The organism is Actinoallomurus soli (assembly GCF_024055715.1).
GTDB lineage: Bacteria > Actinomycetota > Actinomycetes > Streptosporangiales > Streptosporangiaceae > Actinoallomurus > Actinoallomurus soli.
In genome coordinates, this window is record NZ_JAMXMV010000024.1 from 72,768 (window position 1) to 87,382 (window position 14,615).

Annotated in this window: 16 protein-coding genes; 5 read left to right on the plus strand and 11 right to left on the minus strand. The window is 72.4% G+C overall.

The window, feature by feature from the left end; translation table 11 throughout:
• Window positions 1–3: 3 nt before the first annotated feature.
• From menC to NDW01_RS36420, 6 genes are all read right to left on the minus strand, one after another.
• Window positions 4–1,104, minus strand: a complete 1,101-nt coding sequence (gene menC, locus NDW01_RS36395; RefSeq protein WP_252828903.1) for an o-succinylbenzoate synthase — start codon at window positions 1,102–1,104, stop codon at window positions 4–6.
• Entirely contained in the window at window positions 1,101–1,868 is a 768-nt protein-coding gene (locus NDW01_RS36400; RefSeq protein ID WP_252828904.1) for a GNAT family N-acetyltransferase, read from the minus strand. Before NDW01_RS36400 ends, menC begins: the two co-directional genes overlap by 4 nt.
• Window positions 1,869–1,917: 49 nt before the next feature.
• On the minus strand, window positions 1,918–3,075 hold the full coding sequence (locus NDW01_RS36405) for an MCE family protein (RefSeq protein WP_252828905.1): 1,158 nt from the start codon (window positions 3,073–3,075) through the stop codon (window positions 1,918–1,920).
• A gap of 250 nt (window positions 3,076–3,325) precedes the next feature.
• Window positions 3,326–4,483, minus strand: coding sequence for a lipid-transfer protein (locus tag NDW01_RS36410; protein ID WP_252828934.1), 1,158 nt, complete (start codon window positions 4,481–4,483; stop codon window positions 3,326–3,328).
• Window positions 4,484–4,524: 41 nt separating this feature from the next.
• Window positions 4,525–4,938, minus strand: coding sequence for a Zn-ribbon domain-containing OB-fold protein (locus NDW01_RS36415; protein ID WP_252828906.1), 414 nt, complete (start codon window positions 4,936–4,938; stop codon window positions 4,525–4,527).
• Between the two features lie 103 nt (window positions 4,939–5,041).
• A complete protein-coding gene (locus NDW01_RS36420) occupies window positions 5,042–6,262 on the minus strand; it encodes an MFS transporter (RefSeq protein ID WP_252828907.1) in 1,221 nt (406 codons plus the stop codon).
• Window positions 6,263–6,333: 71 nt separating this feature from the next.
• On the opposite strand from NDW01_RS36420, the gene NDW01_RS36425 reads away from it, so the two are divergent.
• Window positions 6,334–7,194 (plus strand): LysR family transcriptional regulator, encoded by an 861-nt coding sequence (locus tag NDW01_RS36425; protein ID WP_252828908.1) that lies wholly within the window; start codon window positions 6,334–6,336, stop codon window positions 7,192–7,194.
• A 34-nt stretch (window positions 7,195–7,228) separates the two neighbouring features.
• Here NDW01_RS36425 and NDW01_RS36430 read toward each other — a convergent pair whose 3' ends face one another.
• The gene (locus NDW01_RS36430; RefSeq protein WP_252828909.1) at window positions 7,229–8,011 is read right to left on the minus strand and encodes an SDR family oxidoreductase; all 783 of its coding nucleotides are present in this window, start codon (window positions 8,009–8,011) and stop codon (window positions 7,229–7,231) included.
• An 83-nt stretch (window positions 8,012–8,094) separates the two neighbouring features.
• Between NDW01_RS36430 and NDW01_RS36435 the strand changes: the two genes are divergently transcribed.
• The 3 genes from NDW01_RS36435 (at window position 8,095) to NDW01_RS36445 (ending at window position 10,236) form a co-directional block, all read left to right on the plus strand.
• Complete coding sequence (locus NDW01_RS36435) at window positions 8,095–8,868, plus strand: SDR family oxidoreductase (RefSeq protein WP_252828910.1); 774 nt, start codon at window positions 8,095–8,097, stop codon at window positions 8,866–8,868.
• Between the two features lie 11 nt (window positions 8,869–8,879).
• Complete coding sequence (locus NDW01_RS36440; RefSeq protein ID WP_252828911.1) at window positions 8,880–9,824, plus strand: LLM class F420-dependent oxidoreductase; 945 nt, start codon at window positions 8,880–8,882, stop codon at window positions 9,822–9,824.
• A 121-nt stretch (window positions 9,825–9,945) separates the two neighbouring features.
• Complete coding sequence (locus tag NDW01_RS36445; protein WP_252828912.1) at window positions 9,946–10,236, plus strand: iron-sulfur cluster biosynthesis family protein; 291 nt, start codon at window positions 9,946–9,948, stop codon at window positions 10,234–10,236.
• 57 nt (window positions 10,237–10,293) lie between these two features.
• On the opposite strand, the gene NDW01_RS36450 is transcribed toward NDW01_RS36445, so the two are convergent.
• The 4 genes from NDW01_RS36450 to NDW01_RS36465 form a co-directional block, all read right to left on the minus strand.
• Complete coding sequence (locus NDW01_RS36450; RefSeq protein WP_252828913.1) at window positions 10,294–10,689, minus strand: hypothetical protein; 396 nt, start codon at window positions 10,687–10,689, stop codon at window positions 10,294–10,296.
• A 135-nt stretch (window positions 10,690–10,824) separates the two neighbouring features.
• Window positions 10,825–11,508 carry a maleylpyruvate isomerase N-terminal domain-containing protein gene (locus NDW01_RS36455; protein ID WP_252828914.1) on the minus strand — a complete coding sequence of 228 codons (684 nt, stop codon included), beginning with the start codon at window positions 11,506–11,508 and terminating at the stop codon, window positions 10,825–10,827.
• A gap of 106 nt (window positions 11,509–11,614) precedes the next feature.
• Complete coding sequence (locus NDW01_RS36460) at window positions 11,615–12,715, minus strand: hypothetical protein (protein WP_252828915.1); 1,101 nt, start codon at window positions 12,713–12,715, stop codon at window positions 11,615–11,617.
• Window positions 12,712–13,812 (minus strand): phosphotransferase family protein, encoded by a 1,101-nt coding sequence (locus NDW01_RS36465; protein ID WP_252828916.1) that lies wholly within the window; start codon window positions 13,810–13,812, stop codon window positions 12,712–12,714. Before NDW01_RS36465 ends, NDW01_RS36460 begins: the two co-directional genes overlap by 4 nt.
• A gap of 131 nt (window positions 13,813–13,943) precedes the next feature.
• Here NDW01_RS36465 and NDW01_RS36470 point away from each other — a divergent pair, with 131 nt between their 5' ends.
• Entirely contained in the window at window positions 13,944–14,582 is a 639-nt protein-coding gene (locus tag NDW01_RS36470) for an MBL fold metallo-hydrolase (protein ID WP_252828917.1), read from the plus strand.
• Window positions 14,583–14,615 lie beyond the last annotated feature (33 nt).

The following is a 14,615-nucleotide window of genomic DNA, read 5'->3' on the forward strand; positions in this document are numbered from 1 at the left end:
ACGTCAGGGGAGCCGTACGACGTCGGTCCGCTCGGTGAACTCGTGCAGGATGTCCGGGAGCGGCGCCACGCCGAGTCCGGGGCCGGACGGCACGCTCATCAGGCCGTCCGCCAGCCGGAACGGCTCGGTGAGGTCGCGGGTGTAGTACCGGTCGGACGCGGAGACGTCGCCCGGCAGCGTGCAGCCGGGCAGGGCCGCGAACGCGAGGTTGGCGGCCCGGCCCAGCCCGGTCTCCAGCATCCCGCCGCACCAGACCGGAACGCCGTGCGCCGCGCACAGGTCGTGGATCCGCCGGGCCTCCAGGTACCCGCCGACGCGGCCGGCCTTCACGTTGACGATCGAGCACGCGCCCAGGGTGATGGCGTCGGCGGCGGCCCGCGCCGAGACGATCGACTCGTCCAGGCAGATCGGGGTGGTCAGCGCGCGGGCGAGCCGGGCGTGGCCGAGCAGGTCGTCCTCGGGCAGCGGCTGCTCGATCAGCAGCAGGCCGAAGGGGTCCAGCGCCGCGAGGTGCCGCAGGTCCGCCCGGCGGTACGCGGCGTTGGCGTCCACCTGCAGAAGGATGTCGCCGAACCGCTCCCGTACCGCGCGCACCGGTTCCAGGTCCCAGCCCGGCTCGATCTTCAGCTTGATCCGCGCGTACCCCTGCTGGAGGTAGGCGGCCACGGCGTCGAGCAGTTCGGGGATCGAGTCCATGATCCCGACGGACACCCCGGCCGGTACTCGCGTCCGCGTCGCGCCCAGGTACGCCGCGTACGACATCCCTGACAGGCGCAGCTCGGCGTCCAGCACCGCCATCTCGACGGCGGCCTTCGCCATCGGGTGACCCCGCACGGGTTCGAACACCGCGCCGAGTCCGCGGGCGGTGACGTCCGCGGGCAGCCGGGGGAGCAGGAAGTCACGGATCACCTGCTCGTCGCCGTTCACGTACTCGGCGGAGTAGAGAGGGCCCGCGGCGGCGACGCACTCGCCCCAGCCCTCGACCTCGTCGCCGAAGACCCGGACGAGCAGGACCTCCCGGTCGACCTCCGTGCCGAAGGACGTGCGGAACGGCGTGACCAGGGGCATGCGGATCCGCCGCAACTCCACTCCGGCGAGCTTCATCTCGGGCGCTCCAGGAGGTAATAACCGGCGCGGGTGAAACCGCTCACACGGTACCCCTCGGCGAGCGCGCCGCCGAGCGCCGCCCGCTGCGCCCGGCGCCACTCGCGGGCCGCGTCCGGGTCGCCCGCGCGCAGGGCGGTCACGTCGGCCGGCGTGCCGACCGCCAGGGTCGCGGCGCCCGCCGCGCCGCGCGTCTCCGGACGGTCGGCCGCGTCCGCGCGCAGCACGATCGGGGTGTCCGCGCCGGGCTCCGGCCGCGTCGCGGGCCGGCCCGCGATGGCCGCCGCGACCTCCGGGCTCCCGATCGGCCAGGTGAGGAGGAGACGGTCGCTCGGGTCGCCCATGTTCAGCTCGTCGGGCATGTCACCGTAGAAGTCCTCGAGGTACGCGGTGGCGCGCGCCGCCAGCTTGACCAGGTTGAAGTACGCGTTGCGCCGGGTCAGCGGGTCGAAGGTCCAGCCGATCGTCGTGATGCCCCGGGCCAGCGCCCATTCGCGCTGGTGCACCTTGATCGCGTACCCGACGCCCCGGCCCGGCACGGCGACGCCCGTGATGTGGGAGTGCAGGCCGCCGTCCGCGGTCGGGAAGGCCGCGCAGGCCCCGATCATCGTGTTCCCGTCGAACGCCCCGGCGACGTACCCACCGATGTGCCGCGTCACCTGGAGCATCTCGTACGGCATCGGGTCGGTCGGCCGCCAGACCTCGGCGAGCAGTGAGGATGCGGCGAAGAGCTCCTCCGGAGTCGTCAGCTCGCGTACGTCCATAGTCCGATCGTGGCCCCGGACCGGCCGCCCGTGCGCACCGGGGTCACGGTCACGGCAGGAACGGGAAGGGATTTCCGGTCTTGGACGGGGAGGGGCTGCCACTCCTGGACGGGGACGGGCCTCCGCTCTTCGACGGAGCCGGGCCGCCGGTCTTCTTCGTCTCGGCCTTGCGGCCGGCCGTGTCCGTGCCGCCGGCGGACTTCTTGCTCGTCCCCGGCGTCGGGGTCGGCTGCGGGGCGTCGCCCTGGGTGCTGGGCGGGGCGATCGAGACCGGGAGCGGGATGAGGTTCTGGATGTAGACGTCGAACCACCGGCCGCTGCCGGTGATGTCGGTCAGCTCGTTGCCGAACGGCCCCATCGCCTCGAACGACTTCTCCAGGTTGCTCTGGTTGCGCAGCAGGATCTGCTCGACCTTCTGCAGGTTCTGCAGCGCCGGGTTGAGGGTGGCCTGGTTCTCGTGGATGGTCGCGGTGATCTGCTGGGACAGGGAGACCGTGCCGGTCAGCAGCTGGTCGATCACCGTCCGCCGGTCGTTGATCTCCTGGAGCAGCAGGCCGCCGTTCTGGACGAGGACGGCGAGGTCGCCACTGCGGGAGGCCAGCAGCGAGGTGACGTTGCTGGAGTGCTTCAGCAGCTCGTTCAGCTCGTCGTCGCGGGAGGACACCGCACGGGAGATCTTCTGCAGGCCCGCCAGCGTGCGCCGGACGTTGTCCGGCGAGCCCTCCATCGTCTGGGTCAGGGTGTTCATCGCCTTGGCCAGCTGCTTGGTGTCGATCTGGCCGAGCTGGGAGCTGGCGTCCTGGAGGGCGGGCACCACCTCGTACGGCGCCGTGGTGCGCGAGATCGGGATCTCCCGGCTCGTGGGCTGCTGCCCCGGGCCCTTGGGATCGAGGGAGAGGAAGTGTGAGCCGAGCAGCGTCTTGATCTTGATCTGGGCCCGCGTCTGCGTCCCGAAGCGCGCGCTGCTGGTGAACTTGACCTTCACGTGGTCGCCGTCGAGGTCCACGCTCTCGACCTTGCCGACCTTGACGCCGGCGATCCGCACCTCTTCGCCGGGCTTCAGGCCGCCCGCCTCGCTGAACGCCGCGGAGTACGTCGTGCCACCGGCGAAGTGCTGCAGGTTGAACGCCAGAAGTGTCGCCAGGCCGGCGGTCGCCAGGCCGGCGATGCCGATCGGCAGCGGATTACGCTCCCGGAATGGACGCATCAGCGCGGCACCTCGCGTCGAATCTCGGCGGACTGGGCGCGCGGTCAGGGTGGAACGCCGCCGTCCACGCGGCACGCGTGCGACACGGAGTGAGCCCTGGCGCGTCAGTGAAAAATACTGACGCGTAGCGTGGCCGACAAGAACCCACTGTGCCCGATCCGCCGCCTACCTGCGCACGAAGCCGCATCCACGCAGGTCAGCAATGCCTTACTGGCAGCGGTGAGTGACGTAACTCACGTCGCTCGCGTATTCACGTTCGGGCGATGATCGCCGAGCCGTGCCCGAACAGCCCCTGGTTGACCGCGATCCCGGCGCGGGCCCCCTCCACCTGCCGCGCTCCCGCCCGGCCGCGCAACTGCCAGGTCAGCTCGCAGACCTGGGCGATCGCCTGCGCGGGGATCGCCTCACCGAAGCTGGCCAGGCCGCCGCTCGGGTTCACCGGGATCCGGCCGCCGAGCGCGGTCGCCCCGTCGCGCAGCAACTCTTCCGCCTCGCCCGGCTTGCACAGGCCGATGTCCTCGTACCAGTCGAGCTCCAGCGCCGTGGACAGGTCGTAGACCTCGGCGAGCGACAGGTCCTCCGGCCCCAGCCCCGCCTCCTCGTACGCCGCCGCCGCGTTCGCCGACCGGAACGGCCGCTCGGGCGGATCGACCGCGAGGCTCGAGTCGGTGGCGAAGTCCGGCAGTTCGAGGGCGGTGTTCGGGAAGGTCGGGGTGACGGTGGCGATCGCGCCGATCCGCACCGGGGCGTCGTGCCCGCGTCGGCGCGCGTACTCGACGCTGGACAGCACGACGGCCGCGCCGCCGTCGCTGGTCGCGCAGATGTCCAGCAGCCGCAGCGGGTCGGCGACCACCGGCGACGCGGCCACGTCCGCCGCGGTGACCTCCGCGCGGTACCGCGCGTACGGGTTGTGCCGGCCGTGCCGGGCGTTCTTCACCTTCACGGCGGCGAAGTCGTCACGCGTCGCGCCGTACAGAGCCATGCGGCGCCGGGCGTACAGCGCGAAGTACACCGGGTTGGTCGCGCCGAGCAGCCGGAACCGCAGCCAGTCCGGATCGTCGGGCCTGTCCCCGCCGACGGGCGCGAAAAAGCCCTTCGGCGCCGCGTCCGCGCCGACGATGAGGGCGACGTCCACCAGGCCCGCCAGGATCTGCGCCCGTGCCACGCTCATCGCCTGCGCGCCGGACGCGCACGCGGCGTAGCAGCTCGAGACGCGCGCCCCCGACCAGCCCAGCGCCTGGGCGAACGTCGCGCCCGCGACGAACCCCGGATAGCCGTTGCGGATCGTGTCCGCGCCCGCGACGTACTGAACGTCGGTCCAGGCGAGCCCGGCGTCGTCCAGCGCGTCCCGCGCCGCCGCGAGGCCGTACTCGACGAAGCTCCGCCCCCACTTGCCCCACGGATGCATGCCCACGCCCAGGACGGCGACGTCTCTGCCGTTTCCGTGGTTCACAGTGGCCGCCACTTCCAGACGAGGTGGCCCGGGTCGAGCTCCTCGACGACGAGTTCGGCCTCCATCCCGACGGCCAGGTCCTCGATGCTCACGCCGCGCGCCACCTGGCCGAGGACGATGATCCGCTCGGCCGGCAGCTCGACGGCGGCGACGGCGTACGGTTCGAAGTCCTCGCCCGAGACGTACGGCGGCGGGGGGCGGTAACGCGCGTCGGTGTACGACCAGATCCGGCCCCGGCTCGACAGTGGCGTGATGACCAGGTCGCCGCCGTCGCAGGCGGGGTTGCGGCAGGTCAGCGTCTGCGGCGGGAAGTAGACGGTGCCGCAGGCGGTGCAGCGGGTGCCGGTCAGGCGGGGAGGGTCGACGGTGAACCAGCCGTCGACCACGGGCTCGGGTGCGGGCTGCGCCACCGGCGACCTCCTATTTGACCAAGCGACCGCTCAAATCTATAACGTGTTCTAGTCGAGTGGAAGGGGGCGCCGGCCGGGTGCCGCACGTGCGCCGCGGGTTCGGTCAGGCGGCGGGTGGCTCGGCCGGTCGGGCGGCGGGTTCGGTCAGGCGGCGGGCGGCGAGGGCGCCGATCGCGAGCAGGACCAGGGCGTAGCCGACCGTGGCGGGCCAGCGGCCGTGCTCGTACGCCAGGCCGCCCGCCGATCCGCCGAGGCTGCTGCCCCCGTAGTAGGCGAACAGGTAGAGCGCCGAGGCCTGCGCCTTGCCGCCGACGGCGCGCCGCCCGACCCAGCCGCTGGCGACCGAGTGCGCGGCGAAGAAACCCGCCGTGAACACCAGCAGCCCGGCGCCCATGACGGGCAGCGTGTCCGGCAGTGTCGCCAGCAGCCCCACGGCCGCCAGGGCGAACGCGCCGTACACGACCGGGCGGCGCCCGATCCGGTCGGCCAGCGACCCCGCCGCCGGAGAGCTGAACGTGCCCGCCAGGTACATCAGGAACACGAGGCCGGTCAGCCACTCCGGCAGCCCGAACGGGGCGGCCAGCAGCCGGTAGCCCAGGTAGTTGTAGACGGTGACGAACCCCGCCATCAGCACCAGCCCGATCAGGTACAGCCGCCGCAGACCGGGGTCGCGGAGGTGGCGGAGCAGCGACCCCTGCCCGGCCCGTGCGGGACGGAAGCAGCGCGACGGGGGGAGCAGGGCCCAGAAGGCGAGCGTGAGCAGCAGCGCGCCGGCCGCGGTGACGCCGAGCGCCCACCGCCAGCCCGCCAGGTCGGTGACGAAGCCGGGGATGAGCCGCCCGAGCAGGCCGCCGATCGTGTTCCCGGCGATGTACCGGCCCATGGCGCCGCCCAGCGCCTCGGGATGCACCTCGTCGGCGAGGTAGGCCATCGCCACGGCCGGTACTCCGGCGAGCGCGATCCCCTGCGCCGCGCGGATCAGGCCGAGCAGGGGGAACGACGGGCTGAGCGGCAGCAGCAGGCCGAGGACCGCCGCCGTGACGGACGACACCAGCATGACCCGCGTACGGCCGAGGCGTTCCGACAGCGAGCTCACCGGGATCACCGCGAGCGCGAGCGCTCCGGTCGACAGCGAGACCAGCAGGCTGGACGCCGTCGGGGAGACGCCGAAGACCCGCGAGAGCACCGGCAGCAGCGCCTGGGTCGAGTACAGCGACATGAAGGTCGTCAGGCCCGCCGCGAACAGCGCGAGGTTCACCCGGCGCAGGCCACGGGAGCCGCGCCGATGGCGTAGGTCAAGGTCGGGGGGAGAGGTGACGAGCACCGTTCCAGGCTGCGCCGTACCCGACCGATGCGTCCAATGAACGATTCGGCGGACACCTATGCTGATGAGTCATGGACCTGCAGACGGTGCGCTGGTTCCTGGCGCTCGCCGAGGAGGGGCACGTCACCCAGACCGCGGCCGAGCTGCGGATCTCCCAGCCGGGCCTGTCCCGGGCGGTCGCCCGTCTCGAACGCGAGCTCGGCGTGCGGCTGTTCGACCGGGAAGGCCGGACGCTCCGGCTCAGCGCGTACGGCGCGATCTTCCGCCGGCACGCGGAACGCCTGGTCGCCGAGGAACGGGCGGCCCGCCACGCCCTCGCCCAGGCCGCGGACCCCGAGCGGGGCGAGGTCGGCCTGGCGTTCCTGCACACCCAGGGCACCGCGCTGGTCCCGGAGCTGCTCCGCGACTACCGGCGCGAGCACCCGCGCGTGACGTTCAGGCTGAGCCAGGGCAGCAGCGAGCACATCGCGGCCGCCGTCACCGAGGGCCGCGCGGACCTGGCGATCACCAGCCCGCGCCCGGCGGACCTCGCCTGGCACCCGCTCACGACCGAACGCCTCCGCCTCGCCGTCCCCGCCGGGCACCGGCTCGCGGGGCGCAGCCGCGTACGCCCGTCCGACGCCGCCGGCGAGCCGTTCATCCTCATGCGGGCCGGGTACGGGCTGCGCTCCATCACCGACGAGCTCTTCCGCGAGGAAGGGGTCCGGCCCGACATCGCGTTCGAGGGCGAGGAGGCCGCCACGCTCCGCGGGCTGGTCGCCGCCGGGCTCGGCGTCGCCATCGTCCCGCCCGGCGAGCCGGTCCCCGGCGTGGCCGAGGTCGTCCTCGCGGGGGCCCGGCGGACGATCGGCCTGGCCTGGGTGGACGGCCGGACCCGCCCGCCCGTCGTCGAGGACTTCCGCCGCTTCGTCATCTCCCGCGCGGCGACCTGACCCGGACGGAGGAGACCACCCGGGCCTGACCCGCTCAGGCGCGGACGGAGGAGACCATCCGGCGCAGTCCGGCGAGCCAGCGGTCGCGGTCGGCGGCCTTCCGGCGTTCGAACTCGGCCACCTCGGGGTGGGGCAGGATGAGGAACTTCTCGGCGGCGAGCCCCGCGACGGCCACGTCGGCGACGTCGTCGGGTTCGAGGACGGCGCCCGCCGCGGCCACGACCCGGCCCGCCACGCCCTCCAGGGCCTCGCGGAGCAGCGGGGTGCGCACGCCCTGCGGGCACAGCGCGCTCACCTTGACGCCCTGGTCGCCGTACGTGAGCGCGAGCCACTCGGCGAAGGCCACCGCCGCGTGCTTCGTCACCGCGTACGGGGCGTCACCGGGCTGGGTGAGCAGGCCCGCGGCCGAGCACGTGTTCAGGAAGTAACCCTCGCCGCGTTCGAGCATCCCGGGCAGCGCGGCGCGCGCCGCGTACACGTGGGCCTGGACGTTGACCGCCCAGGCGGCCGCCCACTGCTCCGGCGTGGCCTCCAGCCCGGCGCCGGTGCCGATGCCCGCGTTCGAGCACACCAGGTCGATCGGGCCGGCCTCGCCGGCGCGGTCGATCATCGTCCGGACCTGCTCCTCGTCGCCGACGTCGACGCGGAGCGCGAGCGTGCGGCACTCCAGCCCGGCGGCGACCCGTTCCACGGCGTCCCCGTCGAGGTCGGCCAGGCAGAGCGCGGCCGCGCCCTCGGCGGCGAACCGGCGGGCCAGCGCGGCTCCGATTCCGCTCCCGGCTCCGGTGATCACGATGTTCTTCCCGGCGATCTGCATGGCAGGAACGTAACATCCGAGACTAGGCTGAACCTGATTCGGTTGTCAGAAAGATCCGGGCGTCGGTACGAAAGGCGAATCTGATGGGACTCGAGACCGGGCTGGCGGGGAAGACCGCCCTGATCACCGGCGCGTCGCGCGGCATCGGACGCGCCACGGCCGAGGCGCTGGCCGCGGAGGGCTGCAACGTCGTCCTGTCCTCGCGCAAGCAGGACGCCCTCGATGAGGTCGCGCAGGCCATCCGGGCCGCGCACCCGCAGGTCGGCGTGCTGCCGAAGGCCGCACACGTCGGCGACGAGGACGCCGCGCGGGCCTGCGTCGAGGCCGCCGTCGCCGAGTTCGGCAGCGTGGACGTCCTCGTGAACAACGCGGGCACCAGCCCGTACTTCGGCCCGATGGTGGACCTCGACGCCGCGCGGGCCGACAAGACCGTGCAGGTCAACCAGTTCGCCGTCGTGCTGTGGACCCAGCTCGCCTGGAAGCTGTCCATGCAGGCGCGCGGCGGGGCGATCGTCAACATCTCCTCCGTCGGCGGCATGGTGACCGAGCACGGCATCGGCTACTACAACGCCACGAAGGCCGCCGTCATCCACCTCACCCGGCAGTTCGCGATCGAGCTGGCGCCCTCCGTGCGCGTCAACGCCGTCGCCCCCGGACTCGTCAAGACCCAGCTCGCCCGGGCGCTGTGGGAGAACAACGAGGAGCAGATCGCCAAGTACATGCCGCTCGGCCGTCTCGGCGAACCCGAGGACATCGCCAAGGCGGTCGTCTTCCTCGCCGGGGACACGGCGAGCTGGCTGACCGGGCAGACCCTCGTCGTCGACGGCGGCTCGACCGTCCGTCCGTCCATCGCCTGAGGAGGCTCCGCATGTCCCGATGGGGAATGACCATCCCGCTCATGGGCCTGCCCCTGGCCGAGCACCGCAAGGTCGTGGAGGGCCTGGCCGGCCTCGGATACACCGATGCGTGGTCGGCGGAGAGCAACGGGGTGGACGGCTTCACGCCGCTGGCGCTCGCCTCGCAGTGGGCCCCCGACCTGCGGCTCGGACCGGCGATCGTGCCGGTCTACACCCGCGGTCCCGCCCTGCTCGCCCAGCAGGCCGCCACCCTCGCCGACCTGGCCCCCGGCCGGTTCGTGCTCGGCCTCGGCACGTCCTCGCAGGTCATCGTCGAACGCTGGAACGGGATCCCCTTCACCGAGCCGTACCAGCGGGTCCGGGACACGCTGCGGTTCCTGCGCCGGGCGCTCGCGGGGGAGAAGGTCACCGACGAGACGCTCGGCGTGTCCGGCTTCCGGCTGGACAACCCGCCGAAGACGCCGCCGCCGATCGTGCTCGCCGCGCTCCGGCCCGGCATGCTCCGGCTCGCCGCGCGCGAGGCCGACGGGGCGATCACCAACTGGCTGGCGCCGGAGGACGTCCGCACGGTACGGGGCGTGTTCGGCACGGAGAAGGAGCTGATCGCGCGGATCTTCGTCTGCCCGACGTCGAACGCCGACGAGGCGCGGACACTCGGCCGCCGGCTGATCGCGGCGTACCTCACCGTGCCCGTCTACGCGGCCTTCCACGAGTGGCTCGGCCGCGGCGCGCGGCTCGCCGCGATGAACGAGGCGTGGGCCGCCGGAGACCGCCGGGCCGCCCTGGACGCGATCCCGGACGACGTCGTCGACGAGCTCGTCGTCCACGGCTCTCCGGACGCGTGCCGGGCACGCGTCCGCGAGTACGTCGAGGCCGGTCTGGACACTCCGATCCTCGCCGTCCTGCCGAACAGCGAGCTCTCGATTCCGGACGCCGTGCCCGCTCTCGCTCCCTGATTTCCGGCCAATGGCTGGATCCCGGATGTTTGCCGACATGGAGCGTCGGGCATGGCAGGGCGCATGCACGGGGCCCGTGCGCCGTGCTGACCTGCAATCCAGACCGAAGGAGCTGTCGACAGTGCTGACGCTGACCGATTCGGCGGTCCAGGTGATCCGTACCGTCACCAGCCAGCCCGAGCTTTCACCGCAGACCGGCCTGCGGATCGCCACCCAGGGCCAGACGGAGGAGACGGGCACGCTCTCCCTCGCGGTGGCCGAGGGGCCGCAGGCCGGCGATGAGATCGTCGAGGAGCATGGCGCCCGTGTCTACCTGGAACCGGATGCGGCGACGATCCTGGACGAGATGACCCTGGACGCGAGTGTCGACGAGAACGGGGACGTCACCTTCCGCCTAGCGGAACAGACCTGACCGAGTGAACCGACCGGCCCCGGGCCCGCACCGACGAGCCCGGGGCCTTCGGTGTCCTCAGGCCGCCAAGCGATCCAGGATCAGGTCCAGCTTGGCGTCCATACCGCCGAGCCGGCCCTCGACGGCGGTGAGCCGGGTCTCGACCCGGGTGAGCCGCTCCTTGACGTCCGCCATCTCGGTCGCGAGCCCGTCCAGCCGGGACTCGACCCGTTCCACCCGGGATTCGACCCGTTCCAGCCGGGATTCGATGGCGGTGAAGCGCTCTTCGTGGCGGGCGAGCGTCTCCTTGATCGAGGCGATCTCCCCGTAGATCAGGTTGAGCAGCTCAGGCACGCCACCGACCTTACGGTCGGCGGCCACCGCCACCTCCGCCCACCCGTGGGTCGCCATGCGCAGGATCTGTACGTCTTTCTCGAGCGCGCTGACCCGTTCTTCGAGGCTCGGCACGAGCATGACCGTAGCACCTTCCCCTTGGCCCGTCCTGACGATGGGCGACGAAGTGACTACAGCATGTGGTGCCGACAGGACGCGTCCTTGCGCGGACTTTCCCGAGTTCCAGCCAAGCCTCGAACGTCCGCACGCCAAGGGTCAGCCGAGGGCCAGCCACTGCAGGTTCATGTCGGCCAGTCGCCGGTCCTCGGCCGGGGTGAGCGGCTGACGTCCGGTCGCCTTCTCCAGGAAGGTGGCCTGGTCCCATCCCAGCCTCTGCCGGTCGGCGCCCTCGGACCGGCCCGTCAGGAGTTCCTCCACCACGGAGCCCGCCTCGGGGGTCAGCCACGGGGTGTCTCCCCGCGCGGCGGCCAGGTCCAGCCCGTGCACGGCGACCTCGACCACTCGGGTGACCAGGAACTCGGACAACAGCATCGCGTCGCCATGCCGCGTCCGCACCACCCGGCCGGCGGGTTCCGCGCTGCACAGCCGGTGAACGTTCTGCCAGGTGGCGATGAAGTCCTCGGCGAGCGCGCGACCGTCCGGGAAGTCGGCGGCATGTCCCTGGGCCAGCGCGATACGCGTGTCGTTCGTAGCGGCCGAGAACCGCTCATCGGGCCGGTAGTACTGCCGGGCCGACACCTCGGCCTGGTCCGGCGATGCTCCGGCGAGCATCCCGGGCAGCCAGGCGAGCGCCACCCGAACATGGCCGAACAGATCGCGGACCCGCCACGGCTCGCATCGTGTGGGCAGGGCCCAATCCCGATCCGTCCAGCTCAAGGCCACCTCGCCCAGGCGCGCCGACTCCGCTCTGAACGCCTCCATCACCCGATCACGATTCATGATCGCCAAACTATCGGGGCGGCCGGGGTGGATCCGCGCGCCCGTGCTGAGCGATGAAGGCGGCAATCACTCAGGTGATGCTGCGGCCACCTCGCCGGGGAGCGGGTCAGGGTTCGGTGGTATCGCCGGCGAAGGTGGGGTGGGGGCCGAGGGCCCAGTATTCGAAGAGGCCGTGACCGACGCCGCCCTCGTAGTCGAAGCGGGCGACGGAGTCGACCATGCCCCACATCCGGGCGGCGTCCTCCGTGCGCCGCAGGTCGTACGTCACGCCCTGGACCTTCAGGTCGGGGCCCTGGTACATGCCGTGCCGCCAGTCGGGTTCGAGGCCGTAGCCGCTGCCGACCATCAGGTGAGCGGGCAGGAGCGGGGTGACGCGCACGTCGAAGGGCTCGCCTCCCGGCGGTGCGAAGGCGATCACCGCCTCGGTGACGTCGCGGGTGCCCGGGGCGTACGCCGGGCGGTAGTCGGGGCGGCCGAGGTACTCCGGCTCACGGCCGTCCGGCCACACGCGTACGGCCTCCTCCAGGATCCGCCGGCCCTGCGCGTCCTCCTGGAGGATGCACAGGATCGCGTGGTCCTCGAACTGCATCGGCGCGTACACCCAGTAGAAACCCGGATTCGCATCCTTCGCCTGGATGCCCGGCGGCTCGGGCTCGCCGACCGGGCGGATGCCCCAGGATCGGTCGCGGCTGCCCCACCAGCGGTCCGGGGTGACCGGCAGGGTCGTGTCGTCCACGGTGATCGAGCCGGTCCACCGGCCGGTCTGGGCGAGCCGCCGGGAGTCGAACACCACCCGTTCCCGGGCGCGGACGAAGTGCGGCGGCTCCAGCTGCGCCGGGATCGCCCCCTCCCAGGTCAGGTCGAACGACAGCCCGTGGTCGTTCGGGCCGAGGACGACGCGCAGGCGTTTCAGGCCCTCCAGCACCTCGACGCGGAACGGCCCGACCGTCGTGTCCATCCGGTCGGCGCCCAGTTCGCGGGAGGCGCGGACGACGCGGTGCAGCGGGCCGTACCGGACCAGGGCGAAGGCGTCGGTGACGCCGAGGTTCGGGTACTGCCCGAGTCCGACGATCAGCATCAGCTCGTCCGACCGGGAGTGGCAGTTGAAGTAGTACCGGTCGTAGAAGTTGCGGTCGGAGGTGCCCACGTGGCGCATCACGTCGGGGACCTGGTGGACGGGGTGGTCGTCGAGCGGGGAGAGCGTCATCGCGGGCCTCCGGAGGGCGGGCCGGTCACGGGGGGACGGGGTGCGGGGAGGCCGAGGAGCGCGGCCAGGAGCCGCGAGGCGGTGTTGTCGACGGGGAAGTCGCTGTCGGGCGGCACCAGGCCGAAGTCGATGAACGCCTGCCCGATCCGCGCCATGATCACCGCGAACTTGAACGCGGACAGGATCTCGTAGTAGGCCAGGTGCCGCATCCGCCGGCCGGTCAGCTCCTCGTAGTACGCGACGGTGTCGGCGTAGGACGGGAAGCCGGGGAGGCGGGGCACGCCGATGCCCTCCGAGTGGTGCCGGTCCAGGAACATGTACCAGGCGAGGTCCTCCTCGGGCGCGCCGAGGGTGGCGATCTCCCAGTCCAGCGCGGCGAGCGGCTCGCCGTCGTCGCCGTACAGGATGTTCCCGATGCGGGAGTCGCCCCACAGCAGGACCGGCGGGTCGGGCTCGGGCGGGCGGTTCTCGCGCAGCCACCGCAGCGCCGCGGCACAGGTCGGCTGCGGCCGGTGGTAGGCCCAGCTCATGTAGTGCGTGTAGTAGCCGAGCCGCTGGTCGAGTCCGGCGCGCCCGTACCTGGTCCGGTCGAGGAACGCGAAGGGCGCCGGGTCCAGCCGGTGGACCTCCGCCATGATCTCCAGGCCCGCGGTCCACATCCGGCGCCGTCGCTCGGGCGGGGCCTCGGCGACCCACCCCGCCTGGTGGTACGGCGGGTCGTCCTCGGGGGCCCGGCCGTCCACCCGGTCGATGACGTAGAACGGCGCGCCGAGAAGCGTCGTGTCGGCCTCGTACCAGCGCATCGGCGGGACGGGGATCGTGGTCCGCTCGTCGAGGATGCGCAGCAGCCGGTACTGGTCGGCGTACGGCAGCGGGTCCGGGAACACCTGGTAGCGGACCGGCGCCACCTTGGCGACTAACCGCTCGGTACGGCCGCCGCACGCGACGTCGAACAGGAGCGTCTCGGCGGAGAACCCGGTCGTGCCGGGTATCTCGAGGTCGGACAGCGTCACCTCGCCGCCGGACAGCCGGTCCGCCAGCCATCGGCTCAGCACCGCACTGGTCACCTCGGGATCCCGCTGGTCGGGAACGGGCATGTCCGGCCTCCTCGTACGCCCCCGCCCGTGGTGTCTCCGATGTCGATCAAGGTTTTACCAAGCTGTTACTTGGTCCGTCAATGGCGCGCCGGGCGCGGAGACGCCCGCCGGTCGCGTGGCACGATCGGAGGATGAGGTTGACGAAGCTCGGGCACTCCTGTGTCCGCCTCCAGAAGGACGACCGGACCATCGTCATCGACCCGGGATCCCTCACACCGGAGGGCGACGCGATCGCGGGCGCGGAGGCCGTCCTCATCACCCACGAGCACTTCGACCACTACGCCGCGGAACGCCTGCGCAAGGCCGTCGCGGACGACCCGCGCCTCACCGTCTACACCTGCCGCGCCGTCGCCGCCGACCTGGACGACCTGGGGGACCGGGTCCGTACGGTCGGCGAGGGGGACGCGCTGACGATCGCGGGGTTCGAGGTCGCCGTGGCCGGTCAGCGGCACGAGGTGGTCCATCCCGACGTCCCGCCGGTGGAGAACATCGGCTTCCTCATCGACGGGGAGGTCTTCCACCCGGGTGACGCGTTCACCGTCCTCGAGGCGCCGACGCTCCTCGTGCCGGGCCAGGCGCCGTGGATGAAGGCTCCGGAGATGATCCAGTACCTGCGGGCGGTGGCGCCGCGCCGCGCGTTCGCGGTCCACGACGGCCTGCTCAACGACGCCGGACTGGGGCTGCTGGACGGCCAGCTCGCCGGGGAGGGCGAGCGCCAGAAGCGGGAGTTCCGCCGGCTCCGGCCGGGCGAGTCGGTCGACATTCCGTAACAGGCCGACTCCCCCTAGGGGAAGGACCCGTAG